We start from the raw sequence: 25578 nt of genomic DNA on the forward strand, positions 1-25578 counted from the left end.
GAACTCCTGGGGCTTAATTCGAATAAGGGGAACGGTAGGGGCTGACCGGCAACGGCATGGTCGAGCCGGTGCCTTCGAACAGGTAGCGCAGGTACAGGCCGCCGGTCCATTGTTCGTAGTCGCGGGCGTTGTCCACGCCCAGGCTGCCACCGAAGAAGAAACCATCGCCCAGGCGGTACTCGCCGCTGGCGCCGAGCGAGTAGCCGACGCCGGACTTGTTCTGGGACTCGTACTGTGTACGCAGGGTCACGCCGTTGGCGGCGTAGTCACGGCCCAGCTGGTCCAGTGCGCCCTGCATCGCCGCATCGCGGAAGTACGGCGCGCCGTCCTGCTCGATGTGCTGCAGGCCGACGGCGCCCTGTACCTGGTAGCTCCAGCGCGGCCCGCGCTGTGCCCAGGTCACCGGCACACCGATGGAGAAGTAGTTCTGCGGGCTGAAGTAGCCGCCATGGCCGTAGGTGAAGAAGCTTTCGTTCTTGTCGTACTGGGTACCGGAGATGGCCAGGCCTGCAGTCAGGCGCTCGTCGAGGTTGTTGACCAGGTACCAGTAGATGCCGCTGCCCAGCTCCGCGCGGGTGTTGGATTCGACGTTGTGGCCGTCCAGGCTGTGCCAGGAACCGTACACGTAGCTGCCGAATTCCTGGTTGTCGTAGCCCAGTTGCAAGCGCCCGCCGGTGGCAGTCACGCCGCCCCATTCCAGGCCGCTGCGCGCATCTTCCACGCCGGCCCAGGACATCACGCTGTCGGTGACCGAACGGCGCGAAAGGTTCAGGTTGTAGCGGAAGTTGCTGTTCTCGGCGAACGGCCGGTCCAGGCTGATGCCGCCCACCACGGTGGTATAGCGGAAGCCGATCGGGCTGGTGCCGATGTCGGTCTTCAGGCCCATCGACGGGCTTTCGAAGGCTACTGCCAGGCCTACGCCGTTGTCGGTCTGCGAGCCGGCACCGCTGCCGAAGAAGCTGTCGGCGGCAGCGACGCGCTCGGCGCTGGTGGGCAAGGCCTGCAGCGCATTGAGCTGGGTGCCGTTGAACCCGCCGAAGCGCGAAGCGGCCGAGAGATCGTCACCCACGCTGCCAGCGTTCAGCGACACCGGGGTGATGCGCAAGGCCACGCGGTTGTCGTCCCACGGCATGCTGATTTCCAGCGGCGTCTCGACGTCGGTGATCTTGCCCATGCCCGACTCGCTGTCGTTACCGCGGTAGGTCACGCCTTGCTTGAGTTGCGGGCTGCGCGAGTCGCGAATCTGCTCCAGCTCGCGCTCGATCGAGGCGCGCGGGTCGACCTGGGCCGGTGCGCTGTCGCTGCTCGCCACAAGATCGGCACTGCTGCTGCGCAGGCCAGGCTCGGCGTCGCGGCTGGCGACCAGCACCGGCGCATCGAACGCGGCCTGCTGGCGCGCGGCGACCTGCACCTTGGCGGGCTCGGGGATTTCCGTCAGCGCCGTTTCGCTCAAGGTCGACTGCTTGCGCTGGCCCGGCTGGCCAACGAACGGGTTGGCGGCAATGGCCTGGCCGAACGGGTTGAGCACTTCCTTCTCTTGCGGCGCCTGCAGGGCCAGGGCCTGGGCGTACAACTGCTCGGCCTTGGCCAGTTTGCCGCGGCCACGGTAGTAACCGGCGGCGCTGGTGAGGATCTGCGGGTTCTGCGGGGCCAGTTGCAGGGCCTTCTCGACGGCGTCTTCGGCCTTGCCGGCATCGCCGGCTGCCAGGAAGGCCTGGGCCGCACCCATCTGCACGTCGGCGTTGTCCGGCTGCTGGCGCAGCAACGGGGCGAACAGCTCGACGGCTTTCTGCGGGTTGCGGTTGTCCAGGTACATGCGCGCCAGCGACGACACCGCCTGGGCGTCGTCCGGGCGCTGGGCCAGGGCCGGGGCCAGGGTGTCGTAGGCAGCCACCAGGTCGCCTTTCTCGCGCAGCAGGTCGGCCTGGCGCACGGTGTACTGGAACAGCAGGTCGTCGTACTGGCGCTGGTCGTTGCCTTGCAGCGGTTCGCTGCGCAGTTCACGCAGCAGCTTGCTGACCTCTTCGTCCTTGCCGGCCTTGAGCAGGGCATTGGCGTAGGCGATGCGCAGGCCCGGTGCCGGGCTCTGGCTCTGGGCGATGGCACTGCGCAGCAGGGTCAGGGCGCGGTCGGTCTGGCCGATGTCGATGTAGGCCGAGGCCAGTGCCGAGAGAGTGGCCGGGTCGTTGCCGGCTCCGGCCTCGGCACGCTGCAGCAGGCGCACGGCCTGCTGGCGCTGGCCCTGGCGGGCGAGGTCCTGGGCCTGGCTGGTGAGCAGGTGCAGGTCGATTTCGTCGGCCAGGTTCTGCATCGCCGCGCTGCGCTGGGCACCCGGGATCTGCGCCATGTGGCGCTGGGCCGTCGGCCACTCGTTCAGGCGGCTGGCGAACAGGGCGTTGGCGTAGAGCGCCTCGACCTGGCCGGGGTTGTTCTTGAGCAGGTCGTCCATCACCTGGCGGGCCTTGGCTGGTGCGCCGGTCTTCAGGTGGATCTGCGCCAGGTCATAGCGTGCCCAGACATTGCGCGGATCGTTGCGCACCGCTTCTTCCAGCGCCTTGCGGGCGCCAGCCAGGTCTCCACTGCGCTCGGCTTCCTTGGCCTGGCCGATGGCGATGGCCGCGTTCAGGGTGCGCAGGTCGCCCAGGCGCTGGCGCTGGGCATCGCTCAGGCCGTCGATCAGGCGCTGGCTCTGGGCAAGCTTGCCGTTCTGCGCCAGCACCGTGGCCAGGCCACGCAGGGCATTGGGGTTGCCGGCGTCCAGCGACAGGGCATGGCGGTAGGTGGTTTCGGCGGCGTCGAACTGGCCCTGGGCGGCCTGCAGGTCGGCCAGGCTGATATGGCCCTGGATCTCCCGCGGGTTCATGGCGATGGCCCGTTGCAGGCGCTCGCGGGCGTCCTGCGGGTTGCCGGCATCGCGGGCCTGGCGCGCTTCGTCGAGCAGCACCCAGTAGCGGTTGCCCTGCAGCGCGCTCTGCCAGCGGTTGCTGTTACCGCGGCTGATCGCCTGCTTGAACAGCGCGTCGGCGTCGTTCAGGCGGCCCTGGCGCTGGCGCACGATGCCCAGGCCACCGAGGGCGTCGGCATCCTGGGCCTGTTCGCGCAGGCGGGCCTGGAAGGCCTGCTCGGCGGTGGCCAGGTCGTTGCTGTCCAGTGCCTTGAAGCCGCGGGTGAGGTTGGCGTTCTGCTGGAAGGCCGCCGGCTGCGCGGCGCGGGCGCCGTTCTTGAGCTGGTCGCGGATCTCCTCGTCGTCCGGGTAGGCCTTGAGGTAGGCCTCGAACAGCGGCACTTCGGCCGGGCGCGGGGTGCCCAGCCAGGACAGGCCCTGGCGCCAGGCTTCCACCGACTCGCCACCGATCACCGGGTCCTGGGCGTAGGAGGCCAGGCGACGAATGCCTTCGGTGCGGGTGCCCTCGTTGCGCAGCAGCAGCTTGGCCAGGTTGAGCTTGATCTTCACATCACCCGGCGACAGGCTCGCCAGCCGCTCCAGGCCCTGGCGTGCTTCCTGCCAGCCGGTGGCGGTGTAGCCCAGGTAGCTGTAGAACTCCAGGCCCAGGTCGCCTTGCGGCTGCTGGCCGGCGAACAGCTTGCGGTAGGCCGCCACGGCCTGGTCCAGCTCGCCGGACTCGGCCAGTTGCCGGGCCGTGTTGAGCTGGTCTTCGTTGCCGTCGTTGCGCAGGGCGATCTCCTGCTCCAGCAGCAGCGTCTGGCGCTCGCCCGGGTGGGCGGTACGCAACTGGTCGAGGTAGCGCTGGGCACCCTGCGGGCGCTTGCCATCGAGCTCCAGCAAGCCGAGCCCGTAGAGCGCGTCGGCTTGCTGCGGGTCGATCAGCAAGAGCTTGCGCCAGGCTTCGGTGGCGCGGTTCTTGTCCTTGCGGGCCTGCCAGTACTGACCCTGTTCGAGCAGGACCTTGCCGTTGGCATTGAGCTCGGCGTATCCGCTGTTGTGGATCAGGGCCACCAGGACCCCCAGGGCTAGCGTGTTGCGACGGGCGGACATGAGGACTCCCAGAAAGGTTGCAGCTTGCCGTCATCGAGGAACTGGTAGCGCGCGTCGATGTAACCGAGGGCAAAGAGGCTGAGCACGAAATCGTAATAGGGCGGCTGGCGCGCCTGCACCGCTTCTGCGGTGAGGCTGGCGGCCATCATCTGGTCGACCCTGGCGCGCTGCTGGTCGAGCAGCCACGGCTGTTTCAGGGCCTTGAAATAGGGCAGCAGGGCGGCGGAGAAGCCGAACGGGCCGGTGCCGGTGAGCTCGCCGGTCTGCATGACGATCTTTTCCGGCGGCGTGCCGTGGGTGGCCACCGCGCGGCTCATGCCCAGCAGGCTGTCGAGCACGGGCTTGGCCAGGGGGTCTTTCGCCGGGGTGACGCCGGCCCACAGGTACACGCGGATGGCGTCGTAGCTACCCAGGTCGCCCTTGGCCGGATCGACCACGAACATCCCGCTGTTCGGGCTGGTGCCACGGTAGCCGACCCAGTCGGCGACGAAGCCACGCTGGCTCACGCCCTTGAACAGGGTCGCGGTGTTGCGCGCGATCTCCTTCCACGGGCCTTTCGGGTCGGCACCGTCGAGCCGGCGCAGCACCGGGACCGGCAGGTAGCTGGGGTTCAGCTGCCAGAAATGGTCGGGCTTGGCGAAGCTGATGAAACCGGGCAGCAGCATCTTGCCCAGTCCCGGCAGGTCGGCGACTTCCTGCTTCGCCACGTTGGCGAGCAGGGTGCGGGCTTCGGCGGTGTAGCGCTCGTCCTTCCACAGGCGCGCGGCTTCGAGCAGGGCGTAGGCGAACCACAGGTCGGCGTCGGAGGCCGAGTTGCGGTCCAGCAGGCGCCAGGTGCCTTTTTCGTCCAGGCCCCACCACCAGCCCGGCAGGTTTTCGCGGATATTGCCGCCGGCAAGGTTGTTCTTGGCCCACAGCCAGAGCTTGTCGAAGGTCGCCCGGTCGTTGCCGACCAGGGCGAAGAACATGCCGTAGGACTGGCCTTCGGACGAGCTGTGCTGCTGCGGCGTGCTGGCGTCGAGCACGCGGCCGTCGGGCTGCACGAAGTGCTCGCGGAAGGTCTGCCACAGTGGCCAGGCGTTGGTGTCGCAGGCCTGCGCCTGGGCCAGGGCAAACCCGGGCGCCACGCACAGCGCCAGGGCCGCGGCGAGCCTGCGCAAGCGGGAGGTCGCCATCGGCTTACTCACCTTCGTTCAGCCGGCGACGGGCCAGGGCGCGCAGCCACAGGTAACCCACGGCACTGATCAGGCCGACACCCACCAGGGTCAGCACCAGCAAGGCCCAGACGTGCTGCGAGAGCAGCCACTGGATGTACTTGAACGGTCCGAGGCTGCCGACGTAGTAGCTCTGTTCGGCCACCAGCGAGTCGACGTGCTTGCCCTTGATCACCGCGAGGCTCCCTTGCAGGGTCTGGGTGTAGGCTTCGCCGCCGATCAGTGCGTCGGTGACTTCGCCGAGGTTCTCCGGCCGCGGGCTGGACAGCACCACCACGCTGCGCCCGCCCTTGAGCGGCGATTCGAAGCCGGTGACGTAGGAGCTGGCGGCATCGCTGCTGAAGGTGAAGGCGCCACGGGCGGTACGCAGGTTGGCGGCCGGGTCCGGGCTGATCCATTCACGCAGGCGCAGCGGCAGGTCGGAGAACTCGACGTACTGCTGGCCGTCCTGGTTGCGGTTCGGCAGGCGGTCGGCCCAGGTCTGCAGCAACGGCTGGTTGTTGCCCGAGGCCAGCACCAGCAGGTCCTTGTCGGCCACGGCCTGTACCTGCGCGGCCTGGGTCACGGCCACGGCGGTGGCCGGGTAGCCGGTGGAGTCGCCGAAGCGACCGAGCACGGTCAGGTAGGCGCTCCATTCGGCCGGGCCGGATTCGTCCGGCAGCACCACGGCGGTCTGCGAGAGGTCGGCCAGGCGGGTGAACGGGAAGCCGCTGTCCTTGAACACGCCCAGGTTCGGCATGGCCATGAAGTGGTCGTAGCCGCTCAGGTCCAGGGTCGATTCCGGGTCGATGGCGCCGCGCATGTTGTCGATGATGATGTCGCGGCATTCACCCTGCTTGATGTAGTCGTACATGAAGCGGAACTGCAGGCGCGACTGCAGCGCCACGGCGTCCAGCGGCAGCAGCAGCTTGACCTCGCGGGCCAGGCTGTCGTCGGTCTTCAGCGCCGCCAGAAGCGACTCGCCGGCGCCCATGGACTCTACCGACGGCAGCGGCATGGACTGGATGAAGCTGTCGTTGAAGCTCACCAGCAGCGACGAGTTGGTCGAGGCCTGCTGCGGGGTGTAGCGGTATTTCAGGTTCAGCCTGGCGCCGTGTTCGCGCCAGTTGAACAGGTCGGGCGGCAGGCGCACCGGCACGGTGATCATGCCCGAGTTGTAGCCGGCGACATTGAGCTGGCGGCCTTCGATCAGCTCGCCGATCCGCACCGGGCGGTCCGACGGCAGCCAGTTCGGCGCGTCGTACGGCTTGCGCGGCGCCAGCACGTCGAGCTTGTCGATCTGCACGGAGCTGCCGGCGAAGCTGCGGTTGCCGATCACCAGGGCGGTGGCGGCGCGCTTGAGCTCGGCGCCGTCGCGGCCGGCGACGATCAGCAGCTTGCCGTGGGGATCGTTCGGGTTACCCACCAGCGACAGGGTCGGGCCCTGCACGGCGGGCAGGTCCAGGCCGTGCCACTGGCGCGCTTCGCCACTGTTCACCAGCACCACCGCGTTGCCTTTCTCCGGCAGGCCCTGGACCTGCACCGGGAAGTTCGCGCCACGGTAGCTGGCCAGTGCGCCCATCCACGACGACACCGCGCCGGCGGCTTCGAGCATGGTGTTGTCCGGGGTGCCGGCGAACACGAACGGCAGGTTCAGGGTGCGCGGGTCGCGGCGGTCGAACAGCGGCAGCGGCAGGATCGACAGGTCGTTGGGCAGCGCCACCGGCGCCACCTGCACGTTCAGCTGGCTCTCGTTGCTGACCTTGGCCCACAGGCTCGAATGCAGCGGGTCTTCGCACTGCATGGTGTAGTGGCCGATCAGCTGCACGCCGACCCGGTTGAATTCGGTGAGCAGGTACGGCGGGATCTCCACCGTCTGCTTCTGCACGGTGCCGGCGGCTTCCTTGGGCAGCGGCAGGCTGGCGGCCACCTCGTCGTTGACCATGATGTTGATCTGCGACAGGTCGCTGAGCAGGGCCGGCGAATAGGTGTACTGCAGCGTCAGTTGGGCGCCGGTCACCACCTCGTCGGCACGCACGTCGAAGTTCACCGTGTCGGTGGACTCGATGCCGCGCAGGCTCATGGTGTAGTTCTTGCCCAGTTGCTTGAAGGTCAGCTGGTAACCGTCCTGGGGCGCCGGGCTGCTGGCGACTGCCGGGGCGGCGACGGCGGCGTCTTCGGCCTGAGCGTGCACAGACAGGCTGCCAAGGCACAACAGCGAGCAGGCGAGCAGGGTGCGGGGCATGTCAATCATTGCGAGTCCAGGGAAGATTCGGGAGAAGAAGGGTTCCGGCGCTTGTAGCGGCGATGCACCAGGGCGGCGAGGGTGGCGCGGGCGAGGTCGAGCATGCCGCGCAGGCCAATGCCGCTGACGTCGCGCAGCGCGCCCAGCGGCGTGTCGACCTTGCTGCCGCCCCAGGCCTGGGCCCAGGTGTCGGCTCGGGAGAAGGTCATGCGCACCATGTCGCTCTGCTGGCGCAGGGTCAGTGGCTTGAAGCGCGCACCGGCCATCCGGCCCTTGGCGAACACCAGTGTGGCCGGCAGTACACAGACCTGGTTTTTACGCAGCAGGGTGACCTCGACGTCCATGCCCTGGCTGACCAGGTTGTCGGCCGGCAACTTAAGGCCCACGCCGCTTTGCGAGAAGTCCACGGTGGCGCAGTCGATCACCTGGCCGTCGGCCAGCGCCAGCTTCACCGGCAGCTCGGCGCGCACCCGCGGCTCGTTGCGCACCTGGCGGGTTTCCGAGGCCACGGCTACGGCGGCGCTGGTGATGATGATGTTGTAAACGGTCCAGGCCAGGTTGATCAGGATGGTCACCATGGCCGCCGACTCACCCCAGATCAGGCCGAAGATGCCGAAGCCCAGGCCGATCAGGTTCAGGGTCAGCAGCACGATGTAGGGCCGGGCGAGCTTCCAGTCGAAGTATTCCTTGTCGACGATGCCGCCCTTGTCGGTCACGTTGAAGCCACCGAACTTGGGGTTGACCAGGGCCATCAGCACCGGGCGCATGATGTACCAGGCCAGCACCGACTCGTACACCTCGTTCCAGAACGAGTGGCGGAAGCGCCCCTGGATCTTCGAGTTGGTCAGGCTGGCGTGGAAGATGTGCGGCAGCACGTAGGCGGTGATCATCAGCGCCGAGGCGTGGAAGATCTGCGCGCCGAAAATCAGGTAGGCCAGGGGCGCGGTGAGGAACACCAGGCGCGGCAGGCCGTAGAAGAAGTGCAGCATGGCGTTCACGTAGCAGACCCGCTGGCCGAAGCTCAGGCCCTTGCCGATGAATGGGTTGTCGGTGCGGAAGATCTGCGCCATGCCCCGGGCCCAGCGGATCCGCTGGCTGATATGGCGCGACAGGCTTTCGGTGGCCAGGCCCGCCGCCTGCGGAATGGCCAGGTAGGCGGTGTTGTAGCCCTTGCGGTTGAGCTTGAGCGCGGTGTGGGCGTCCTCGGTCACGGTTTCCACGGCCACGCCACCGACTTCCAGCAAATGGGTACGGCGGATCACCGCGCACGAGCCGCAGAAGAAGGTGGCGTTCCACAGGTCGTTGCCGTCCTGCACCAGGCCGTAGAACAGCTCGCCTTCGTTGGGCACCGAGCGGAAGGTGTCGAGGTTCTTCTCGAACGGGTCGGGCGAGAAGAAGAAGTGCGGGGTCTGCAGCAGCGCCAGGTTCGGGTCCTTGAGGAACCAGCCCATGGCGATCTGCAGGAAGGAGCGGGTCGGCACGTGGTCGGCGTCGAAGATCGCCACGTACTCGCCGTCGGTGACCTTCAGCGCTTCGTTGAGGTTGCCGGCCTTGGCGTGACGGTTGTTGTCACGGACGATGTAGTTCACCCCGATCTGCCGGCAGAATTCGCGGAATTCGTCGCGGCGGCCGTCGTCGAGCACGTGCACGCGCAGCTTGTCCTTGGGCCAGTCGATGGCCTGGGCGGCGAACACGGTGAGCTTCACGATGCTCAGGGCTTCGTTGTAGGTGGGCACGAACACATCGACCGTCGGCCAGTGTTCCGGCGCCTGCTGGAGGATTTTCGGCTTGCGCTGCAGCGGCCAGGCGGTCTGCAGGTAACCGAAGGCCAGCACGATCAGCGCGTAGGTTTCGGCGGCCACCAGGCCATAGCCGAAGAACATGTCCAGCCAGGTGTCGAAGCCCAGGGTGTCGGTCAGGCGCCAGTACACGTAGCGCAGGGTCGCCACCAGCGACAGCACGATCATCGCCAGCACCGGCAGGCGCCCGGGCAGCTTGCGCAGCACCAGCAGCAGGCCGAAGCACAGTGCGGCGAAGGCGAACTGCCGCTCCAGCTCCAGCGGCGCGGTGATCACGGCGGTCAGCAGCAGGGTGCCGAGCACCGCGGCGATGATCTGCAGCGTGCGCTTGAGCGGCTGCGGCAGCAGGGCCAGGCGCGCGGCCCAGGCATTCGGCCGCGCTCCTTTGGACGCCTGCTGAACGGGCGTCGGGTCGATTCGGGCAGTCATGAACGGTGGCTTTCGCTGGCAGGTTTGACGAGCAGTTGACCGATGGCGTGGGCAGCCGCGCGCAGGTCCTGGCAGCCAGGGCCCTGCGGTATCAGCTGGAACGGGTCGTGTTCAAAGGCCAGGGCGTCGGCGAGGCTGTAGTCCTGGCGTACCGGGTTGAGCAGTTGCGCGCCCAGGCGTTGCTTGAGCACTTCGCACATGTCCAGGCTGAGGGCGCGGTCCGGGTTCACCTGGTTGACCAGGTAGCGGCATTCGGCGGTGTTGGCCAGGCGTGCCTGCAGGTCGTCCAGCGCCTGCCACGAGGCCGCGTCGGCCAGGGTCACGGCGACCACCACGTCGGCGATCGCCAGCACCGGGTCCAACCACGGGCCGTGGCCGCTGGCGGTGTCGATCACCAGCAGGTCGTCGTCGGCCAGGTCAAGCTGGGACAGGCGTGCCAGCAGGCCGTTGGCCTCGCTGTACTGGGCCAGGGCCAGGGCGCGCAACTCGGCGTCGCTGGCGTGGCCGAACGGCAGGCATTCCACGCCCGATACGCTGGCGTGGCAGTAGCTGTCCCAGCGGGTGTTGTTCTGCAGGGCCTGGCACAGGCCGGGGGCGCCGCGGTTCAGGCCGAACTGGCTGGCCAGGGCGTTCTGCGGGTCCAGGTCCAGGGCCAGGGTACGCCGGCCGGGGCGGGCAAGTAGGCGGGCGAGGGTGGCGGCCACGGTGGTCTTGCCCACGCCGCCCTTGGCCGAGACCACGGCGACGATGCGCGCGCGCGGGCGGGAAGCGAACGTCGGGGTGTGCAGGGCCAGGTCCAGTGCACTGCGGTTCAGCCCGTCGGCAGCGGCGCGGCGCTTGCGCGCGGCGGCTTCCAGGCGATCACGCAGGGACGCCTGGGCATCGGCGCTCGGCAGGGGCATGGGCGCGAGGGTCGGCACGGCAACCGGGACTTCTGGCGCAACCAGCGGGGCAGGCTCGGGCAGGGCGGGCGCGACCGCTTCAGGCTCAGGTGCAACCTCGGCCTGCGCAATGGCTGCAGGAAGCGCTGGAGCGCTTGGCTCGGGCACGGGCAGCGGCGGCTCCAGGTACTCGAAATCCGACTCGATTTCCTTGTAGCTGTCTGCGCTTGCCCCGAATCGCTCGAACAGATTCCCTATATCGTCTGCATGGCTCATGTATGTGGTCGGCCTACGGCTATCTGGTCTGAAGGGGGCAGATAAGGTCTGGTTTCACCCAAGCGGGCAAGGGTGCAAATGTGTGATATCAAAATAGTAGTGTCAATATTCTGGTTTGTTTTTTTCAGCGTTTTCGGCTGAATGGTTCGCAATAAAAGAATAGCGCCGAAATGTTGACGTTTTTTGACGGTATTTTAAAGCGCACGCGTCAAATGGCGACCTGGGTGGCCTCTTGATCGGCGTTTTCCTGCAAATGTTGAGCCTTATGTCCGACACGTCCGTCGGCAGATTGGTTCTATGTAGAAGGCTTGTACAAGATTCGTGTACAAGATTCTGACCGAAGGCAATACGTGATCGCGATCGGCGGCAGTGGTATGGTTGATGGCTTTCTAGTGGCATTGGTCACGTATCCCTACCTCTATCTACCTATCAAGGAAGGTCGCTGTTCATGGCTAAAGGCTTCGCGCTGGAGAATCTGACCGTTACCCGCAAACTGGCCCTGGGGTTTGGCCTGTTGCTGGCGCTGACGGTGCTGTTGGCGGCAACCGGGTTGTCGGGGCTGCGTAGCGACAAGCAATCCTTGAGCCGGATCAACCAGCTGGGCAGCGTGTTCGACAGTACGGTGTTCGCCCGTGAGGCCAACTATGCCTACGCCCTGAATGCCGACGCCGGCAAGCTGGCCGAGCATGACCAGAACATGCAGAGCCTGAGCGCGCAGCTGGCGGACATTACCGGGCAGGCGCGCAGTGGCGACTGGCCCGCCGAAGACCTGGGCGAGCTGCAGCAGATCGGCCGGTTCCTCGCGGCCTATGGCGATGCCCATCGCCAGGCGCTAGCCGCGACGGATGCCCGGCAGGCGCTGATCAAGTCCAATGAGTTGCTGTCCAGCCTGCAGGACCATGTCAACGTCCTTTACAAGGCCGAGGAAACCCGCGCGGCGAAAAGCGTCGATCGGGTGACTACCCAGCTGGGCGTGGTGACGCTGGCGGTGCTGTTGCTGGGGGCCTTGACGGCGTGGCGCATCAGCCGGCAGATCGTGCTGCCGTTGCAGCAGACCCTGCAGGCTTCCGAGCGCATCGCCAATGGCGACCTGACCGTGGAGCTGCACAGCGAGCGGGCGGATGAGCTGGGGCAACTGCTGCGTGCGACCGGCAGCATGAGCCGGCGTTTGCGCGAAGTGATCGCCCTGATCGGCCACAGCTCGCACCAATTGGCGGCATCGGCGGGCCAGTTGGCCACCATTACGGCGCAGACGCGTGCCGGCATCGACACCCAGAAACACGAGACCGACCACGTGGCCACCGCCATGAACGAGATGACCGCGACCGTGCATGAAGTGGCGCGCAACTCGGAAGAGGCGGCGACGGCAGCGCGGGCGGCGGACATCAAGGTCAGCAGTGCCGTGCAGGTGTCGCAGCAGGCGGTGTCGCAGATCATTGCGCTGGCCGATGACGTGGGTATTTCGGCCGAGTCGATGGCGCGCTTGCAGGCGGAGAGCTCGCGCATTGGTGGCGTGCTCGACGTGATCAAGACCGTGGCCGGGCAGACCAACCTGCTGGCGCTCAACGCGGCCATCGAGGCGGCGCGGGCGGGGGAGGCCGGGCGCGGGTTTGCCGTGGTGGCCGATGAAGTGCGCAGCCTGGCGCAGCGTACCCAGCAGTCGTCGGAGGAGATCGAGCAGTTGATCGCCGGGTTGCAGCGTATTGCCCAGGAGAGTGCGCAGATCATGCAGGCCAGTGTCGAGCAGACCCAGAGCACGGTGACCGGGGTGCGGGATACGGGCGATGCGTTGGCGAACATCACCCGGCAGGTGTCGGAGATCCAGCAGATGAGCCTGCTGATTGCCACCGCGGCCGAGGAGCAGACGGCGGCGGCCGAGGAGATCAACCGCAGCGTGGTGAGTGTGCGCGATACGGCGGACCAGTCGGCGGTGGCCAGTGCGGAGATCGCGGCGTCGAGCGTGGAGCTGGCGCGGTTGGGTGGGGAGCTGCATGAGCTGGTGGTGCGGTTCAAGGTTTAAGGGCCTCATCGCGGGACAAGCCCCACACACAGGGGAGGGCATGCACCCATCCACTGTCGGAGCGGGCTCGTCCCGCGATAAGGCCAGATCAGAATTCCTGGGAAGTCGGCCGAAGAACGATCTCGTTGATGTCCACATCCGTCGGCTGCTCGATGGCAAAGGCAATTGCCCGGGCAACGGACTCGGCCGGAATGGCATGCTCGTAGAACGCCTGCACCGCCTGCGCACTGGCCTCATGCCCGCTGCCGAACTTCAGCTCCGAATCAACCGCACCCGGTTCGATGGTGGTGGTGCGGATGGTCTTGTCCACTTCATGGCGCAAGCCGTCCGAGATGGCGCGCACGGCGTACTTGGTACCGCTGTACATCGAACCGCCCGGGCTGAAGACCTTGATGCCGGCTACAGACGAAATGTTGATGAAGTGTCCCGACGCCTGCTGCTCGAACCGCGGCAGGGCGGCGGCAATGCCGTACATCACGCCCTTGATGTTGATGTCGATCATCCGGTCCCACTCCTCGACGCGCAGTTCACCGATCGGGGCGATGGCCATGAAGCCCGCATTGTTGATCATCACGTCGATCCGGCCGAACGTGTCCACGGCGTGCTGCACCAGCGCCAGCATGTCTTCACGACGGGTCACGTCCACGGCGTGCGCCGTAGCCTGGCCACCCGCGGCCTGGATCTCCTGCGCGATCGCATTCAGGCGATCCTCACGCCGTGCCGCCAGCACGACAGATGCACCCAGCTTGGCCAGGTGACGTGCAGTCGACTCGCCGAGCCCGCTGCTTGCGCCAGTGATCACGACGACTTTGCCTTCGATACCTTTGCTCATTTCAACAACCTCAGTGGGGGGGGGATGGCGCCGATTATGGGTTGTGGTTTTGTCTCGGAGAATGGAATATTCAGGATTTGAAAATTCCGAAAAATGGAATGAATCCATGCTGAACCGGCTTGAAATGGTGCGGGTGTTCCTGGTGGTGGCGGACAGCGCCTCCTTCCGAGAAGCCGCGAACCAGCTAGGCACCTCCGCACAGAAGATCACCCGTGCCGTCCAGGAACTGGAACGGCTGATGGGCGAGCCGCTGTTTCACCGCAGCACCCGGCAGATGAAGATCACCGATTTCGGCAGGGCGCTGGCCCAGGAGGCCCGGGCCGCGGTGGACAGCTTCGACCAGCTGTTCGTCAGGGCCGACCAGGCGGGTGACGAGGCGCTGAGCGGGCGGGTTGGCCTGACGGCGCCGCATGCCATCGGCAAGCTTTACCTCACGCGTTTTCTCGGCGAACTGCGCAAGCAGCATCCCGGGCTGCTGATCGACCTGTCGCTGGACGACGAACTGACCGATGCCGTGGCCTCGAAGATCGACATCGGGGTCCGGGTGGGAACGGTCAAGGACCGGCGGTTCATCGCCCGGGCGGTGGCGAGTGTGCCGTTGCTGGTCGTCGGGTCGCCTTCCCTGGTCGCAGCGACCGGGGTGCCGCTGGAGGTCGATGAGCTGCAGCGCATGCCGATGTCCACGCTGGTGGATCGCCGCTCAGGACGGCCCTGGCCCTGGACCTTCTCGGATGACCTGAGCTTCATACTCGGGGCGCCGGCGTTCACCTGCGACGACCCCGAGACCGAGCTGGAAATGGTGCTGCAAGGTGTGGCGTACGCGCAGATGCCTGGGTACCTCGCCGAGCCTCACCTGTCTCAAGGCACCTTGGTGCAAGTGCTGGCCCATCGAGCGCCGCCTCCGCTGGACCTGATGCTCTACCGGACCCGCCCAGGAGGGTCAGGCTGGACTACGACTACCTCCTCGCCAAGCTCAGCGACCCGCAAAGCTTCCCGCGATCCCTGTAGGAGCTGGCTTGCCTGTGATCGGCGGCGAAGCAGTCGTAAAGCCTGTATCCTGGGTGTGTCAGGTGAAACGCATAGGCAGGTTTTACGACTGCTGACGCAGCCGATCGCAGGCAAGCCAGTTCCTATAGGTTCGGTGTAGTCCGCTCAAGGCGTGTACGGATCCATCGCACTCAATTGCCCTCGCAGCACCGGTTTCCCGGCAGTACCGGTCAGGAACAGGGCATAATGATCCCAGCCTTGAGCCCCGACAGCGGCCACTGATCGGCCTGCACCTCACCACACCCGGCACTGAGCGCCACGTTCACCGGGTTGATCGCCCGCGCGGTGGTGCCACCGGCCGGCACATCCGGGAACAGCATGGTCTTGCCATCCGCCGTCGTCAGGCGCCCCTTCGGGCATTCACCTGCGAGGTTGTAGAAGCGCAGTTCCGCCTTCAGCGCATTCTCACTGCCGGTCTCGTCTTCGATCACTGCATAGCCACCGGCCTGCGGCACGACGGTATTGAAGCTGCCCGGCGTGACTGTCCACTCACCGACCCGCTTGCCAGCGACGGTGATGACGAACGCCGTGGACCCCTTCAGCAGTGCATAGCTGCTGGCGATCTGCTTGGGGCCGATAGACTGTTTCGGCCCCTTGGCCACCTGCACGTCCAGCGTTTCACTGCCCGGGTTGACCATCCGCACATAGGCCATGTCCGCCGGCGCCTTGGCCGGGTACAGCACGGCGAACTTGCCTTCTGCCTGCGCCTGGGCGCTGGCCACCGCGACCAGCATCATCGAAGCCAGCAGGCCAGGTTTCATCTTCATTTGCCCGCCGCCGCATGCAGTCGTTTACGCCAGGTATCGGCCGGCATGATCGAGGTCGTGTCCCAGTAACCCTACGCTTGCGGGCCTAGGTTGTAGGTCGATTCGAACAGTTGCCAGACGATGACCTATGGCGGGCTCTGCTTGAATTCGCTCGATTCCACATACTCCAGCAGCACCTTCCACGGCCCGACGTTGCCCGGCTTCCAGCTCACCGACACCGGCCGGTTGAGCACGTTGGACAGCTTCTGTGGATAGCCGAAGTACGGCTGCACCATGCTGTGCCCGGTCACGTGCACCGGCGCCGGCGCATCGTCCAGCAAACCGCCGGCCGCCACGTCGCGGCGCACGGTGAAGGTGTCGCGGCCCAGCTTCTTCTTCTCGTCCGGGGAAAGGAACAATTCGGCCAGGTCGCCATAGCGACAGTCCTTGAACTCGGTGCCCAGCTGCATGCCCGTGCCGGCACTGCCCGCCAGGTTTGGCACCTCGGCCTTCACCTGCTTGGCCGTGGGCTCGGCGGTGGTGTTGGCGGCAGCCTGGGTCCAGTGCTGGACGGTGCGGTAGAACACGTCCTTGCCAACCTGCTGCAGCGGGCGCAGCACGGCATAGTCGTCGAACGCCGGCACGCCGGCCTGGGGCAGCTTGCCGAGGATCGCCTTGTAGCGTTGTTGCATCTGCGGGCTGATGGCCTTACCGGCCGGCAGCTTGTCCTGGTAGAACAGGCTCTTGTCTGGCAGCAACACGATCTGCAGCTTCACGTTGCGCGCCGCCAGTGCCTCGAGGGCTTCCTTGATCAGCGCGGTGTTGGCCTCGGTGCTCTTGTTGTCTACCTCGGTCAGGCTTCCCCTGCCCGGGAACAGCCAGCCGTCCTTGCCCTGGGTGACCATGGACTCCTGCGCGGCGTATGCACTGCCCACCGCCAGGGCAAGCGAGGCTCCGAGCAGGGCAGGGGCCAGGCGTTTGAGGTTGAATGTTCCAGGTTTCATGGAAATCACCTTGGGTCCGGTTCAGTAGGACAGGGTCAGGTTCATGAACAGGCCCTCGGCCCGATCTTCGGCGCCACCACCGACGGCGAAGCGGTATTGCACCGACCAGTCCAGGTAGGATCGGGGGCATGATAGTGGTCCTTGCGGAACCAGTAACGCACGGCAATGCCAGGGCCCACGCCGAGTGACCAGGAGGTCGAGTCGCTGGTCAGCGAGATATCGCCTTTGGGGAGTGCAGCCCTTACATCACCGTTTGGATCGTTAATACTGCTTTGGGTAACCTTCAGGTCTTTAGCCTGGTCCTTCTGCCAGATCCAGTCCAGTGCGCCTACCACATGGGGAAAGATCACGAGATGGACGAGCCCCGTGAAAGACAGGACACCGTTTCCCCCTTAACATAAGGGATAGGCAAACGACTGCGTTTATGACTAATAGCAACGATAAGAATGTAGAACTCCTCGGCCAGGAGCGGCGTCGCCGCTGGAGCACAGAGCAGAAGCTGGCGATGGTGCGCGAGAGCCTGCAACCGAGGCAAAGTGTCTCGGTGGTGACCCGACGTAACGGCATCAATGCCAGCCAACTCTTCCAATGGCGCAAGCTCTATCAGGATGGCAGCCTCTCGGCAGTCAGTGCCGGAGAGGCGGTGGTGCCCGCTTCTGAGCTGGCTGATGCCCTCAAACAGATCCGCGAATTGCAACGGATGCTTGGCAAGAAAACCATGCAGGTCGAAATTCTTCAGGAAGCGGTGGAGATTGCTCGGTCGCGAAAATGGATTGCGCACTCACTCTTGTTGCCGGGACCAGTGAAACTGATCAGTGAAAGTCTCGGTGTAGCGTGCTCGCAATTGACAGCCCGACTCAACGCCACCGCTGCGCCTGATAAACGTCGTCGAGTGCTGGACGATGCCGCTCTGGTTGAAGAAATTCGCACCGAAGTCAGCGAGTTGCCCAACTATGGTTACCGCCGGGTGTGGGGCCTACTGCGTCGTCGGCGTGAAAAGCAGAATCAGCCCCCATCAACGTCAAGCAGGTCTATCGCGTCATGCGCGATCACCAGTTGCTGCTTGAGCGAAGGATCAAACAACCCGCTGTGGCACGCCGTCACGAAGGTCGCATCGCCGTAGAAACCAGCAACACCCGCTGGTGCTCAGATGGCTTTGAGTTTCGCTGCGAAGACGGCGCCAAGCTGAGCATGACCTTTGCCCTGGACTGCTGCGACCTCGAAGGCATCGGCTGGGTGGCCAGCCCGACGGGTTACAGGGACGACGATATCCGTGGCCTGATGCTGGAGGCCTTGGAAAAGCGCTTCGGTGAGCAGCTCCCCTCCACACCGGTGCATTGGCTCAGCGGCAACGGCTCGGCCTACATCGCCCCGAACAGACACGGCTGTTTGCCCGAGAGATCGGCTTACAGCCGGTGACCATGCCGGTACGCAGCCCACAGAGCAATGGCATGGCCGAAAGCTTCGTCAAAGCGATCAAGCGCGACTACGTCGCGCACATGCCCAAGCCTGACCGGGAAACAGCACTACGCAACTTGGCGATTGCCTTTGAGCACTACAACGAGGAGCATCCGCACGGCGCGCTGAAATACCGTTCACCATGGGAGTTTAGACGCTTGGCGGCGGCATCAATTTAACGGGGTATTGGTGTCCGGTTTGGCAGGGGCCAGTCCAATCACCTGCTCGAATATCTCGGAGCTTCAAAATGCCATGATGACCTTTTGATTGCTGGGAAGACTGAAGTGTTAAGGATCAACTACTGTTGAGTCGCCATCAGGTGTATTCCTTGCACTGGAAGGCCATCGTTCTTTCTGCGCGGTGACTCAACCAATACGAGTTATCTTCGAAGGTGATTGATGCTGCTAGTAATGGCACCAGAATTCATGTCTAGGATCGATAGAACTGACAGCACATTTTCATGTACGTTTGTTGACCCTTGCTGTTTCGCCCAAAGCGAGAGCTCTTCAAGTCCAGCTCGGAGCGCCTGTTGGTTGAGCGCCAGCAGCTCCAGCGTGTCTGCAATGTCTGAGGTGTGATCATGCATGAGAATTGTCCTTGTTGGTGTGGATAGACCCAATATAGAGTCGATCTTCCGGTTCATATGACTACAGACCTTGACGCAGATCGGAGAGGGGTATGCACAAGCCGTCAGCTAGCGTCCTGGCCATTCCAATGAGATTTGTATGGATCCACATGTGAGTATTGACGGCGTGGGCGCTGGCCAAGGTGGTGCCTTGGCCGAGCGTCAGACGTTTTTCCTAGATTTCTATTATTCAGCAAAGAGATCCGGGCCAAACACTTCATAATGAATGCGCTTCTCATGGATGCCGAGGTGTCGCAGAGCGTCGTGTTGCATCCGCATGAACGGAGTTGGACCGCAAATGTAGTAGTCGGCCTTAGGTAATAAGATCGACTTCTCGATTTTCTTGACATCGACCAAGCCAAGGTAGTCGTAGTCCTGCCCTTGGACATCTTTCGACAACGGCTGATCATAGAATACGAAGAGATCAAAATTGTCGTAGGTATTTGCCGCTTCACGGAGTCTGTCGCGCATAGCGTGTACTGCGCTATTGCGTGCGCCGTGGACGAACACCACGTGCCTCGGTGGAGTCTGCAGTGCCACTTTGAGCATGCTGATCATTGGGGTCAATCCGACGCCGCCGCTGATCAGGACGATGGGTGTCTTGGCACTGACATCGATATGGAAACTGCCGTAAGGCGTTGTCAGCTTTACCTCGTCTCCAACCTTGATGTGATCGTGTAGCAGGTTAGAAACGTAGCCCAATGGCTGTGATCCACCACCTTCACGTTTGACGGAGATGCGATAGCTTTGTCCATTCGGCATGTCCGACAGGCTGTACTGACGAATTTGCTGCACTCCCAGTGCAGGTACATCGATTGCGACGCTGGTGTATTGTCCGGGCGCGAAATTCGCCACTGGACCGCTATCGACCGGCTCAAGGACGAATGACGAAATCACGTTGCTTTCCGGGTCAGTCCTCGGGTGCAACTTGTTCCTCTGGTTTCCACCTGGCGATCAGATCGACCAGCAATTCAGCAATGGCATCACTGTTGTCAGTCAGTATTTCCAGATGTTCGCTGACTCGATCATTCACCTCTGTCGCGCCACGCTGATCGATCCATGTACTGATTTCTTCAATGGCGGCGCCGAGCGCAATGACATTCTGGTTGAGGCGGCTGAGCAGGGCAGGGACTGGATCGTCGGGAAGAACAGACATAGTGTTTCCTCTGGCGATGGAGAGCAGTGCAGTGGTAAAAACGCCCGCCGAGGCGGGCGGTACCTCTACATGGGGCGCTAATCCTTTAGCTCATTGGACTATAGGTGATGACGCGACAGCTAGCCAGGAATGAACGCTCGTGGACGCGAGTCTGTAGTGTCCGATCAGCGACCAGTCTCGTGTCAGTTGAGGAGCACTCGCTCCAGGTTTGTTTGCATCTGCCGATGAGCTCAAAATCGGAAAATTGCATCTGACTCGTGGGCAGGGGGCTGAGGGGGCGAGGGGCGTACCGGTGTGACTTAGGCTGGCTGCGTTGACTTGAGTGCGCAATCAGGGCAGCATCAAGGTATAGAGCGCAATACAAGCAAGCGTGCTAATCACTTGTATGGCTAGCGCGAGCAGCAGTCGTATTTGCGTGTCTGTTTTGTTTTTCACTAGGAGTGCAGCGATTAATAGGCTGGTCAATAATAGCCAAATTATAATGATGATGATGGTTAGATAAGGGGTTGGCACGGTACTAAATCTGTGGCATAAATTTTGAGTGTTTTGGCGAAAGCTGCGTTGGCGAGCTCTGTGTGTTTGCTCGTTTCGATATGTTATTAATTGTGATTGCTGGGCGATCTGGGGTTAGGCTTGTTGGCGTTTTTGTTGTGTATGGCTCTATGAAGGATTGGTTGGCGCGCAGTTGAGGGTAGCAGTCTGCGGTTACGTGAAGTTATGGGGCGGTTTGCTCTGTCAGCTTATTCGGTGTGGTGATCTATAGGGTGTTTGATCAAGCGGACGCCGCTCGTTCCTAAGAAGAGAGTGAGCGAGGAGACGCCGCGGGTATTGAAAAAGTTACTTGAGATCCTGCAGGGCGGCGCCGAAGTTCAAATGTAGTACCTGGCCATCGACCACTAGTGCCGGTACCGAGACGACACCGACGTTTTCGGCTTCAGCCAGGCGGTCCGGTTGCTCCCCCAGATGCACAACTTCAACCTCCACCTTTGGATCAAGCAGATGGAGTAGAGTCTGCTCTGCTGAGACGCAAACAGCGCAACCGGCGTGATAGAAGCGAGCTTGGAGCATGGCGAATCTCCAGATCCAACCGTATCGAATGATACGGATTCATCCTGCTCGTGCTTTGACTTTTTGTCAATCCTGGCATTCGTGCAGATGTTGCCAGGCGTCGCGGTCTGATACCGTACAGCTTGACGGTTTCCAGGTTGTGGGTGGCCATGTTGCGCTCAGGGTTGAAGGCGATGCACGGTTTTTCGTAGTACCCGGCTGGTCATGAGTTGGGGCTAGGTCAGCAGCGGGTCAAGCAGATCCAGGTAACTGAGCGATTTACTCGAACCGCTGTTGCCCGCCAGTAGGTCGGCGCGAGCGGCGATGCGCAGGTCGTGAACTGCAAGGTGCGGATTCCACGCCATTCGGACACTCAGCCCACGCTGATCACACCTGTTCCACGCTCATTCGGACAGGCAGTCGGAACGCAGCGACGCGGGGGGTACTGTAAGTCTGAGGTGCCTGACGTCGTAAATTCCTTTACCTGCTTGCGCATCGATTCGCCCTTGAAATTGATCCGATACGCGTTGTGCACCAGGCGCTCGAGGATGGCGTCGGCCAGGGTTGGATCGCCGATCAATTCGTGCCAGTTATCCACCGGCATCTGACTGGTCATCAGGGGCGAGCGTTGGCCGTAGCGGTCGTCCAGCAGTTCCAGCATGTCGCGGCGTTGGTCGGCGGTGAACGGAGCCAGGCCCCAGTCATCGAGGATCAGAAGGTCGGTCTTGGCGTAGCTGCTCATCAGCTTGGCGTAGCACCCGTCGCCATGGGCCAGGCCCAGTTCTTCCAGCAGCCTCGACAAGCGCAGGTAGCGCACGCTGCAGCCGTCGCGACAGGCTTGGTGGGCCAGGGCGGAGTCCAGCCAGGTTTTGCCGACGCCGGTGGCGCCATCGATGATCAGGTTGAGACCGTCACGCAGCCACTGGCCGCTACGCAGTTGCAGGATCAGCGCCTTGTCCAGTCCGCGCGGGCTGCGATAGTCGATGTCTTCGAGGCAGGCGTTATGGCGGAGTCGGGCTTGGCGCAGACGGCTGCTCAGGCGCTTGTCGTCGCGTTCGGTCAGTTCACGGTCGACCAGTAGGCCGAGCCACTCCTCGAAATTCAGGCTGTCGATGTCCGAGGTCTTCAGTTGCTCTGTGAGGGTCTCGAGCATGCCGTTGAGACGCAGGGTCTGGAGCTCATCCAGGGTCGGATGAGGCAGCATGGTGGATTGTCTTGGCGTCAGTGGTAGCAGCCGGGGCCGCGCAGATTGGCGTGGTCGTCCGGTAGCAGGGGCAGGTTAGCTTGAGCCAGGGGCAGGTTTTCCAGGCCTTGGCGCAGGATCGATTCGAGGTTCTTGTAACTGCACGCGCCGAGGCTGATCGCGCGACGGCAGGCGGCCTCCAGGCGTTTCTCACCGTAGTGCTTGCCCAGGCGCAGGATGCCCAGGCAGGCGCGGTAGCCCTGTTGCGGATGGACGCGGCGTTCGAGGATGTGGCTGATCACGCCGGCGGTGTTCGGCCCGGTCTGCTCGGCCCAGCGGATCAGCCGCTGCGGCGTCCGCTCGGCATGCTCGCGATGGCTCTTGGGCATATGCTCGGGCAGCGTGCTGTGCCGGCCCTTGTGCGGCGAGCGCAGGTGGCTGGCCACCCGCTGGTTGGCGTGGAAGCACTCGATGGTTTGCGCGGTCATGCGCTCTTCGAGTTGCTTCACCATCTGATACGGCACCGAGTAGTAGTGGCCATCGACCTCGACGTGGTAGTCGATATGCACCCGCGCTTTCTTCCACTCCGCATAGACGTACGGCTGTTCCGGCAGCTTCTTGAGCGGGCGCTGGTTGAGTCACTCTAGTAGCAGACCGATGGCCATGCTCAGTTCCGCCAGGGAGAAGAACTGGGGGTTGCGCAGGGCGGCGAGAATCCAGCGCTCGACCACCTGCACGCCCACCTCGGCTTTGGCCTTGTCGCGGCTTGCGCGCCCGCGTCGGCACCACTGCCACCTCATAGTGCTCGGCCAGATCGAGGTAGCTCGGGTTGATATCCGGCTCGTAGCGATGGCTCTTGCTCACCGCGCTGCGCAGGTTGTCCGGCACCACGATCTCCGTCACCCCGTCAAGGAAAGCGAAGCAGTGGGTATGCGAGCCCAGCCAGTCCGGCAACTGCTGCGACCAGGTGGCCTCGGTGAAGGTGTAGCTGGAGACACCCAGCACCGCGACGAATACCTGCGCCTGACGGATCTCACCGCTGTGGCGGTCGATCACCGGTACTGTTTGCCCAGCGTAATCGACGAACAGTTTCTCGCCGACGCGATGCTCCTGACGTATCACCACGTCCAGCTTGCCCTGCCAGGCTCGGTAATGCTCACAGAACCAGCTGTACTGGAAGCCCTGCGGCTGGCTCAGGCGGTACTCCTGCCAGAGCAGTGCCAGGGGCACGCCGAGGCGGCGCAGTTCGGTATGCACCCAGGCCCAGTCGGGCAGTGGCCGCCGCTCACTGGAAACCACCGGGGCGGCGGGAACAGTTGCTGCTCCAACTCGGCATTGGACAACGAGCAGGGCCAGCTGAGGCCGCTGGCGGCAAAGCGACAGAGGTAATCACCGGCACTTCTGTGACCAATGCCCAGGCTGCGGGCGATCTTGCGCACGAACAGGCCGCAGTCGAACTTGAGGCGCAGCACCTCTCGTGTTTTACGCATGGACAAACGCTCCACGACGACCTCTTCGCTTCGAAAAAGAGGTCGATGGTAGTGAAGAAATCCTGTGTGGCTGCTTGCCAGGAAAGTGTCCGGATCGCTGTGGAATCGGTGTCCGGATGCGCGTGGAATGGATGTTCGAGTCAGCGTGGAATCCGCAGGCTAGCACATGCCACATCTACTTGACTCTCAGCTGAGGCAGCTTCAGCGTACAGATGCACCTGAGGTTGGATTGTAGAATGGATAACCTACATATCCCTTCTCGCCGCTGTTGCTGTAGAGCATCTCCCGGTCAGGAGTGGCTAGTGGCCATCTTTAGGTGGAGTGATGGCTGCAGAGGCCGGTTACAACGAATCCTCAATGGGATGCTCATTCGACACGCGGCAGCGGGAAAAGCTCTCCGGGGTTACCAGACTCGGCGTTCATTCGAGCACATTCCTGTTCAGCTGCCGCACGACTGGAAAATCCCCGCTTTATGCGAATCTTGTCTTGATTATCATATATGTCAAAGCCATCTGAGACCGTTGTCGCATAGAACCGAACTCCCACGCGGAAGGAGTCTTGATCTTTTGGTATTGCCGGAACGATAACGAATCTTGATTGCATATGTAGCCCTCCGTGCTTGAGGCTAAGTAATAGCCATGCTCACGCAAGGAGGCAAGCTGACTAATGGACATTGCAAAGCCAACCTCATCTGCTTACTGGATTCCGTTGACAGCGTATCTTTGAGAGCGCCAGCCCATCGCTCAACCGGACGCCCATAAACCTAACCAGAAGCTGACAAAACTACCAATCAGGTAAAATCCCTTAATATCAGCCAGCATACGCGGCCAGTTAGGGAAACTCCGATCAAGTCAGCACAGGCAGCCTGACCTGTGCTGAAATAGCGCTCCGTTCATCCACGCCAACAAGTCTTGCCCATGAGTCAGATGAGCTTCTCCGATTTCGAATATGCCGGTAAGCGCAAGCAAACCCGTCGTGAGCGTTTCCTGGCCGAGATGGAACAGGTCGTACCGCGGAGCGGACTGATCGCGTTGATCGAGCCGCATTACCCAAAGGCAGGTGGCGGTCGCAAACCCTATGCATTGGAAACCATGCTGCGCATTCATCTGCTGCAAAACTGGTTTTCACTGAGCGACCCAGCCATGGAGGAAGCGTTGTACGAGATCACCTCGATGCGCCAGTTCGCTCGACTGGCGCTCAGCGCCCCGATCCCCGAAGACACGACGATCATGAACTTCCGGCACCTGCTGGAGAAGCACCAGTTGGCGGCGGGCATTCTGGAAACCATCAACGCGTACCTGCGAGATAAAGGCTTGTCGCTGCGCCAGGGCACGATCGTCGATGCCACGATCATCCACGCACCCAGTTCGACCAAGAACAAGGAAGGCAAACGCGACCCGGAAATGCACCAGACGAAGAAAGGCAACCAGTACTGTGTGTCACGAACACAGGTCGTATGACCTGTGATGCTGTACCGAAGATGGAAGTAGGCCTTCCGAAGTCGGCTTGCAGGAGCAGGCTTCAAACCACCCGGTGCTGCTGCATCCAAGGGTGCGGTGGTGAGCAACCGAGGAAAAGTCATCCCATGATGATGGCAGGTGAGTATGGAGAAGATGAGCGAAAGCAAACCGTCCGATGACGCATCGTTATTCCCTAAAGTGCTGTCGAAACTGAGGTTGAGTACTGGCTTCAGGACGAGTTGGGGCGTTACCTGCTTACGGCCCCAGTGGCAGCCGGTGTAAAGGCGGCATGATCTCCATACAGGCTTGGGTACGGAACGTGAGAACCTTGTTCCAGATGCAAAGGAAAATGACAAATGGCTAAAACCATGAGGAAGAATACCAATGCTGGAATGAGGGGCGGAGCCTCCTGTAGTAGTGATGAAGCCTTTGTAATGAAGGCGGAGCGAAGGGGAGGCGTTATCCTGTCAACGAACGCTGTCAACCTCAGGGGATGAGTGGCGTGAGTTCGAACAAACCTTACAACATAGCGAAGCGCGTGATATGGGAGGCCTATCAGCAGGTCAGAACCAACCGGGGAGTGAATCGCCCCTGGTTTCGTAGACACCTCCAAGCCTCATAATGAGGCCCAAATAGGAGGTGCCATGAGTCGTCAGCGTTACCCCGAAGAATTCAAGATCGAAGCGGTCA

17 protein-coding genes and 4 pseudogenes are annotated in these 25578 nt (G+C 63.1%); 4 read left to right on the forward strand and 17 right to left on the reverse strand.

Going from position 1 to position 25578, the window contains the following annotated elements:
• Positions 1-13: 13 nt before the first annotated feature.
• Genes ACNFCH_RS22745 through bcsQ form a run of 5 tightly spaced genes read right to left on the reverse strand, consistent with a single transcriptional unit; the run spans position 14 to position 10820 of the window.
• Positions 14-3997, reverse strand: a complete 3984-nt coding sequence (locus ACNFCH_RS22745; RefSeq protein WP_416743946.1) for a cellulose synthase subunit BcsC-related outer membrane protein — start codon at positions 3995-3997, stop codon at positions 14-16.
• Positions 3973-5172: a cellulose synthase complex periplasmic endoglucanase BcsZ gene (bcsZ, locus tag ACNFCH_RS22750; protein ID WP_416743948.1), complete on the reverse strand. Its 1200-nt coding sequence runs from the start codon at positions 5170-5172 to the stop codon at positions 3973-3975. The genes ACNFCH_RS22745 and bcsZ overlap by 25 nt, the downstream gene beginning before the upstream one ends.
• Positions 5173-5176: 4 nt before the next feature.
• Positions 5177-7444 carry a cellulose biosynthesis cyclic di-GMP-binding regulatory protein BcsB gene (gene bcsB / locus ACNFCH_RS22755; protein WP_416743950.1) on the reverse strand — a complete coding sequence of 756 codons (2268 nt, stop codon included), beginning with the start codon at positions 7442-7444 and terminating at the stop codon, positions 5177-5179.
• On the reverse strand, positions 7441-9663 hold the full coding sequence (gene bcsA / locus ACNFCH_RS22760) for a UDP-forming cellulose synthase catalytic subunit (RefSeq protein ID WP_416743952.1): 2223 nt from the start codon (positions 9661-9663) through the stop codon (positions 7441-7443). The genes bcsB and bcsA overlap by 4 nt, the downstream gene beginning before the upstream one ends.
• Positions 9660-10820, reverse strand: coding sequence for a cellulose biosynthesis protein BcsQ (gene bcsQ / locus ACNFCH_RS22765; protein ID WP_416743954.1), 1161 nt, complete (start codon positions 10818-10820; stop codon positions 9660-9662). The genes bcsA and bcsQ overlap by 4 nt, the downstream gene beginning before the upstream one ends.
• A 448-nt stretch (positions 10821-11268) precedes the next feature.
• On the opposite strand from bcsQ, the gene ACNFCH_RS22770 reads away from it, so the two are divergent.
• On the forward strand, positions 11269-12840 hold the full coding sequence (locus tag ACNFCH_RS22770) for a methyl-accepting chemotaxis protein (protein ID WP_416743956.1): 1572 nt from the start codon (positions 11269-11271) through the stop codon (positions 12838-12840).
• Between the two features lie 88 nt (positions 12841-12928).
• Here the strand turns inward: ACNFCH_RS22770 and ACNFCH_RS22775 are convergent, their stop codons facing one another.
• On the reverse strand, positions 12929-13672 hold the full coding sequence (locus ACNFCH_RS22775; protein ID WP_416743958.1) for an SDR family oxidoreductase: 744 nt from the start codon (positions 13670-13672) through the stop codon (positions 12929-12931).
• A gap of 106 nt (positions 13673-13778) precedes the next feature.
• Between ACNFCH_RS22775 and ACNFCH_RS22780 the strand changes: the two genes are divergently transcribed.
• The gene (locus tag ACNFCH_RS22780) at positions 13779-14819 is read left to right on the forward strand and encodes a LysR family transcriptional regulator (RefSeq protein WP_416743960.1); all 1041 of its coding nucleotides are present in this window, start codon (positions 13779-13781) and stop codon (positions 14817-14819) included.
• Between the two features lie 70 nt (positions 14820-14889).
• On the opposite strand, the gene ACNFCH_RS22785 is transcribed toward ACNFCH_RS22780, so the two are convergent.
• From ACNFCH_RS22785 to ACNFCH_RS22795, 3 genes are all read right to left on the reverse strand, one after another.
• Positions 14890-15486, reverse strand: coding sequence for an alginate O-acetyltransferase AlgF (locus ACNFCH_RS22785; protein ID WP_416743962.1), 597 nt, complete (start codon positions 15484-15486; stop codon positions 14890-14892).
• Between the two features lie 125 nt (positions 15487-15611).
• Positions 15612-16469 (reverse strand): alginate O-acetyltransferase AlgX-related protein, encoded by an 858-nt coding sequence (locus tag ACNFCH_RS22790; protein WP_416743964.1) that lies wholly within the window; start codon positions 16467-16469, stop codon positions 15612-15614.
• A gap of 41 nt (positions 16470-16510) precedes the next feature.
• Positions 16511-16819 (reverse strand): NfrA family protein, encoded by a 309-nt coding sequence (locus ACNFCH_RS22795; RefSeq protein ID WP_416743966.1) that lies wholly within the window; start codon positions 16817-16819, stop codon positions 16511-16513.
• Positions 16820-16893: 74 nt separating this feature from the next.
• Here ACNFCH_RS22795 and ACNFCH_RS22800 point away from each other — a divergent pair.
• Positions 16894-18106 (forward strand): annotated as a pseudogene (locus tag ACNFCH_RS22800) (IS3 family transposase).
• Between the two features lie 200 nt (positions 18107-18306).
• Here the strand turns inward: ACNFCH_RS22800 and ACNFCH_RS22805 are convergent.
• The 8 genes and pseudogenes from ACNFCH_RS22805 to ACNFCH_RS22840 all read right to left on the reverse strand — a co-directional run bounded on the left by ACNFCH_RS22805 (position 18307) and on the right by ACNFCH_RS22840 (position 24031).
• Positions 18307-18513: a hypothetical protein gene (locus tag ACNFCH_RS22805; RefSeq protein WP_416743968.1), complete on the reverse strand. Its 207-nt coding sequence runs from the start codon at positions 18511-18513 to the stop codon at positions 18307-18309.
• 225 nt (positions 18514-18738) lie between these two features.
• On the reverse strand, positions 18739-19449 hold the full coding sequence (locus tag ACNFCH_RS22810; RefSeq protein WP_416743970.1) for an FAD-binding oxidoreductase: 711 nt from the start codon (positions 19447-19449) through the stop codon (positions 18739-18741).
• Positions 19450-19462: 13 nt separating this feature from the next.
• The gene (locus ACNFCH_RS22815) at positions 19463-19708 is read right to left on the reverse strand and encodes a hypothetical protein (RefSeq protein ID WP_416743971.1); all 246 of its coding nucleotides are present in this window, start codon (positions 19706-19708) and stop codon (positions 19463-19465) included.
• 837 nt (positions 19709-20545) lie between these two features.
• Positions 20546-20776 (reverse strand): glutaredoxin domain-containing protein, encoded by a 231-nt coding sequence (locus ACNFCH_RS22820; protein ID WP_416743973.1) that lies wholly within the window; start codon positions 20774-20776, stop codon positions 20546-20548.
• A 215-nt stretch (positions 20777-20991) separates the two neighbouring features.
• On the reverse strand, positions 20992-21120 hold the full coding sequence (locus tag ACNFCH_RS22825) for a hypothetical protein (protein ID WP_416743975.1): 129 nt from the start codon (positions 21118-21120) through the stop codon (positions 20992-20994).
• Positions 21121-21206: 86 nt separating this feature from the next.
• Positions 21207-21959, reverse strand: a pseudogene (gene istB, locus ACNFCH_RS22830) (IS21-like element helper ATPase IstB); the annotation flags it as partial.
• 17 nt (positions 21960-21976) lie between these two features.
• Positions 21977-23428, reverse strand: a pseudogene (istA, locus tag ACNFCH_RS22835) (IS21 family transposase).
• A 366-nt stretch (positions 23429-23794) separates the two neighbouring features.
• The gene (locus ACNFCH_RS22840; RefSeq protein WP_416743977.1) at positions 23795-24031 is read right to left on the reverse strand and encodes a hypothetical protein; all 237 of its coding nucleotides are present in this window, start codon (positions 24029-24031) and stop codon (positions 23795-23797) included.
• A 314-nt stretch (positions 24032-24345) separates the two neighbouring features.
• Here ACNFCH_RS22840 and ACNFCH_RS22845 point away from each other — a divergent pair.
• Positions 24346-24861 (forward strand): annotated as a pseudogene (locus ACNFCH_RS22845) (IS5 family transposase); the annotation flags it as partial.
• Positions 24862-25578: the final 717 nt, after the last annotated feature.

It is taken from the genome of Pseudomonas sp. NY15354, from assembly GCF_048068075.1.
GTDB classification, from domain to species: Bacteria; Pseudomonadota; Gammaproteobacteria; order Pseudomonadales; family Pseudomonadaceae; genus Aquipseudomonas; species Aquipseudomonas guariconensis_C.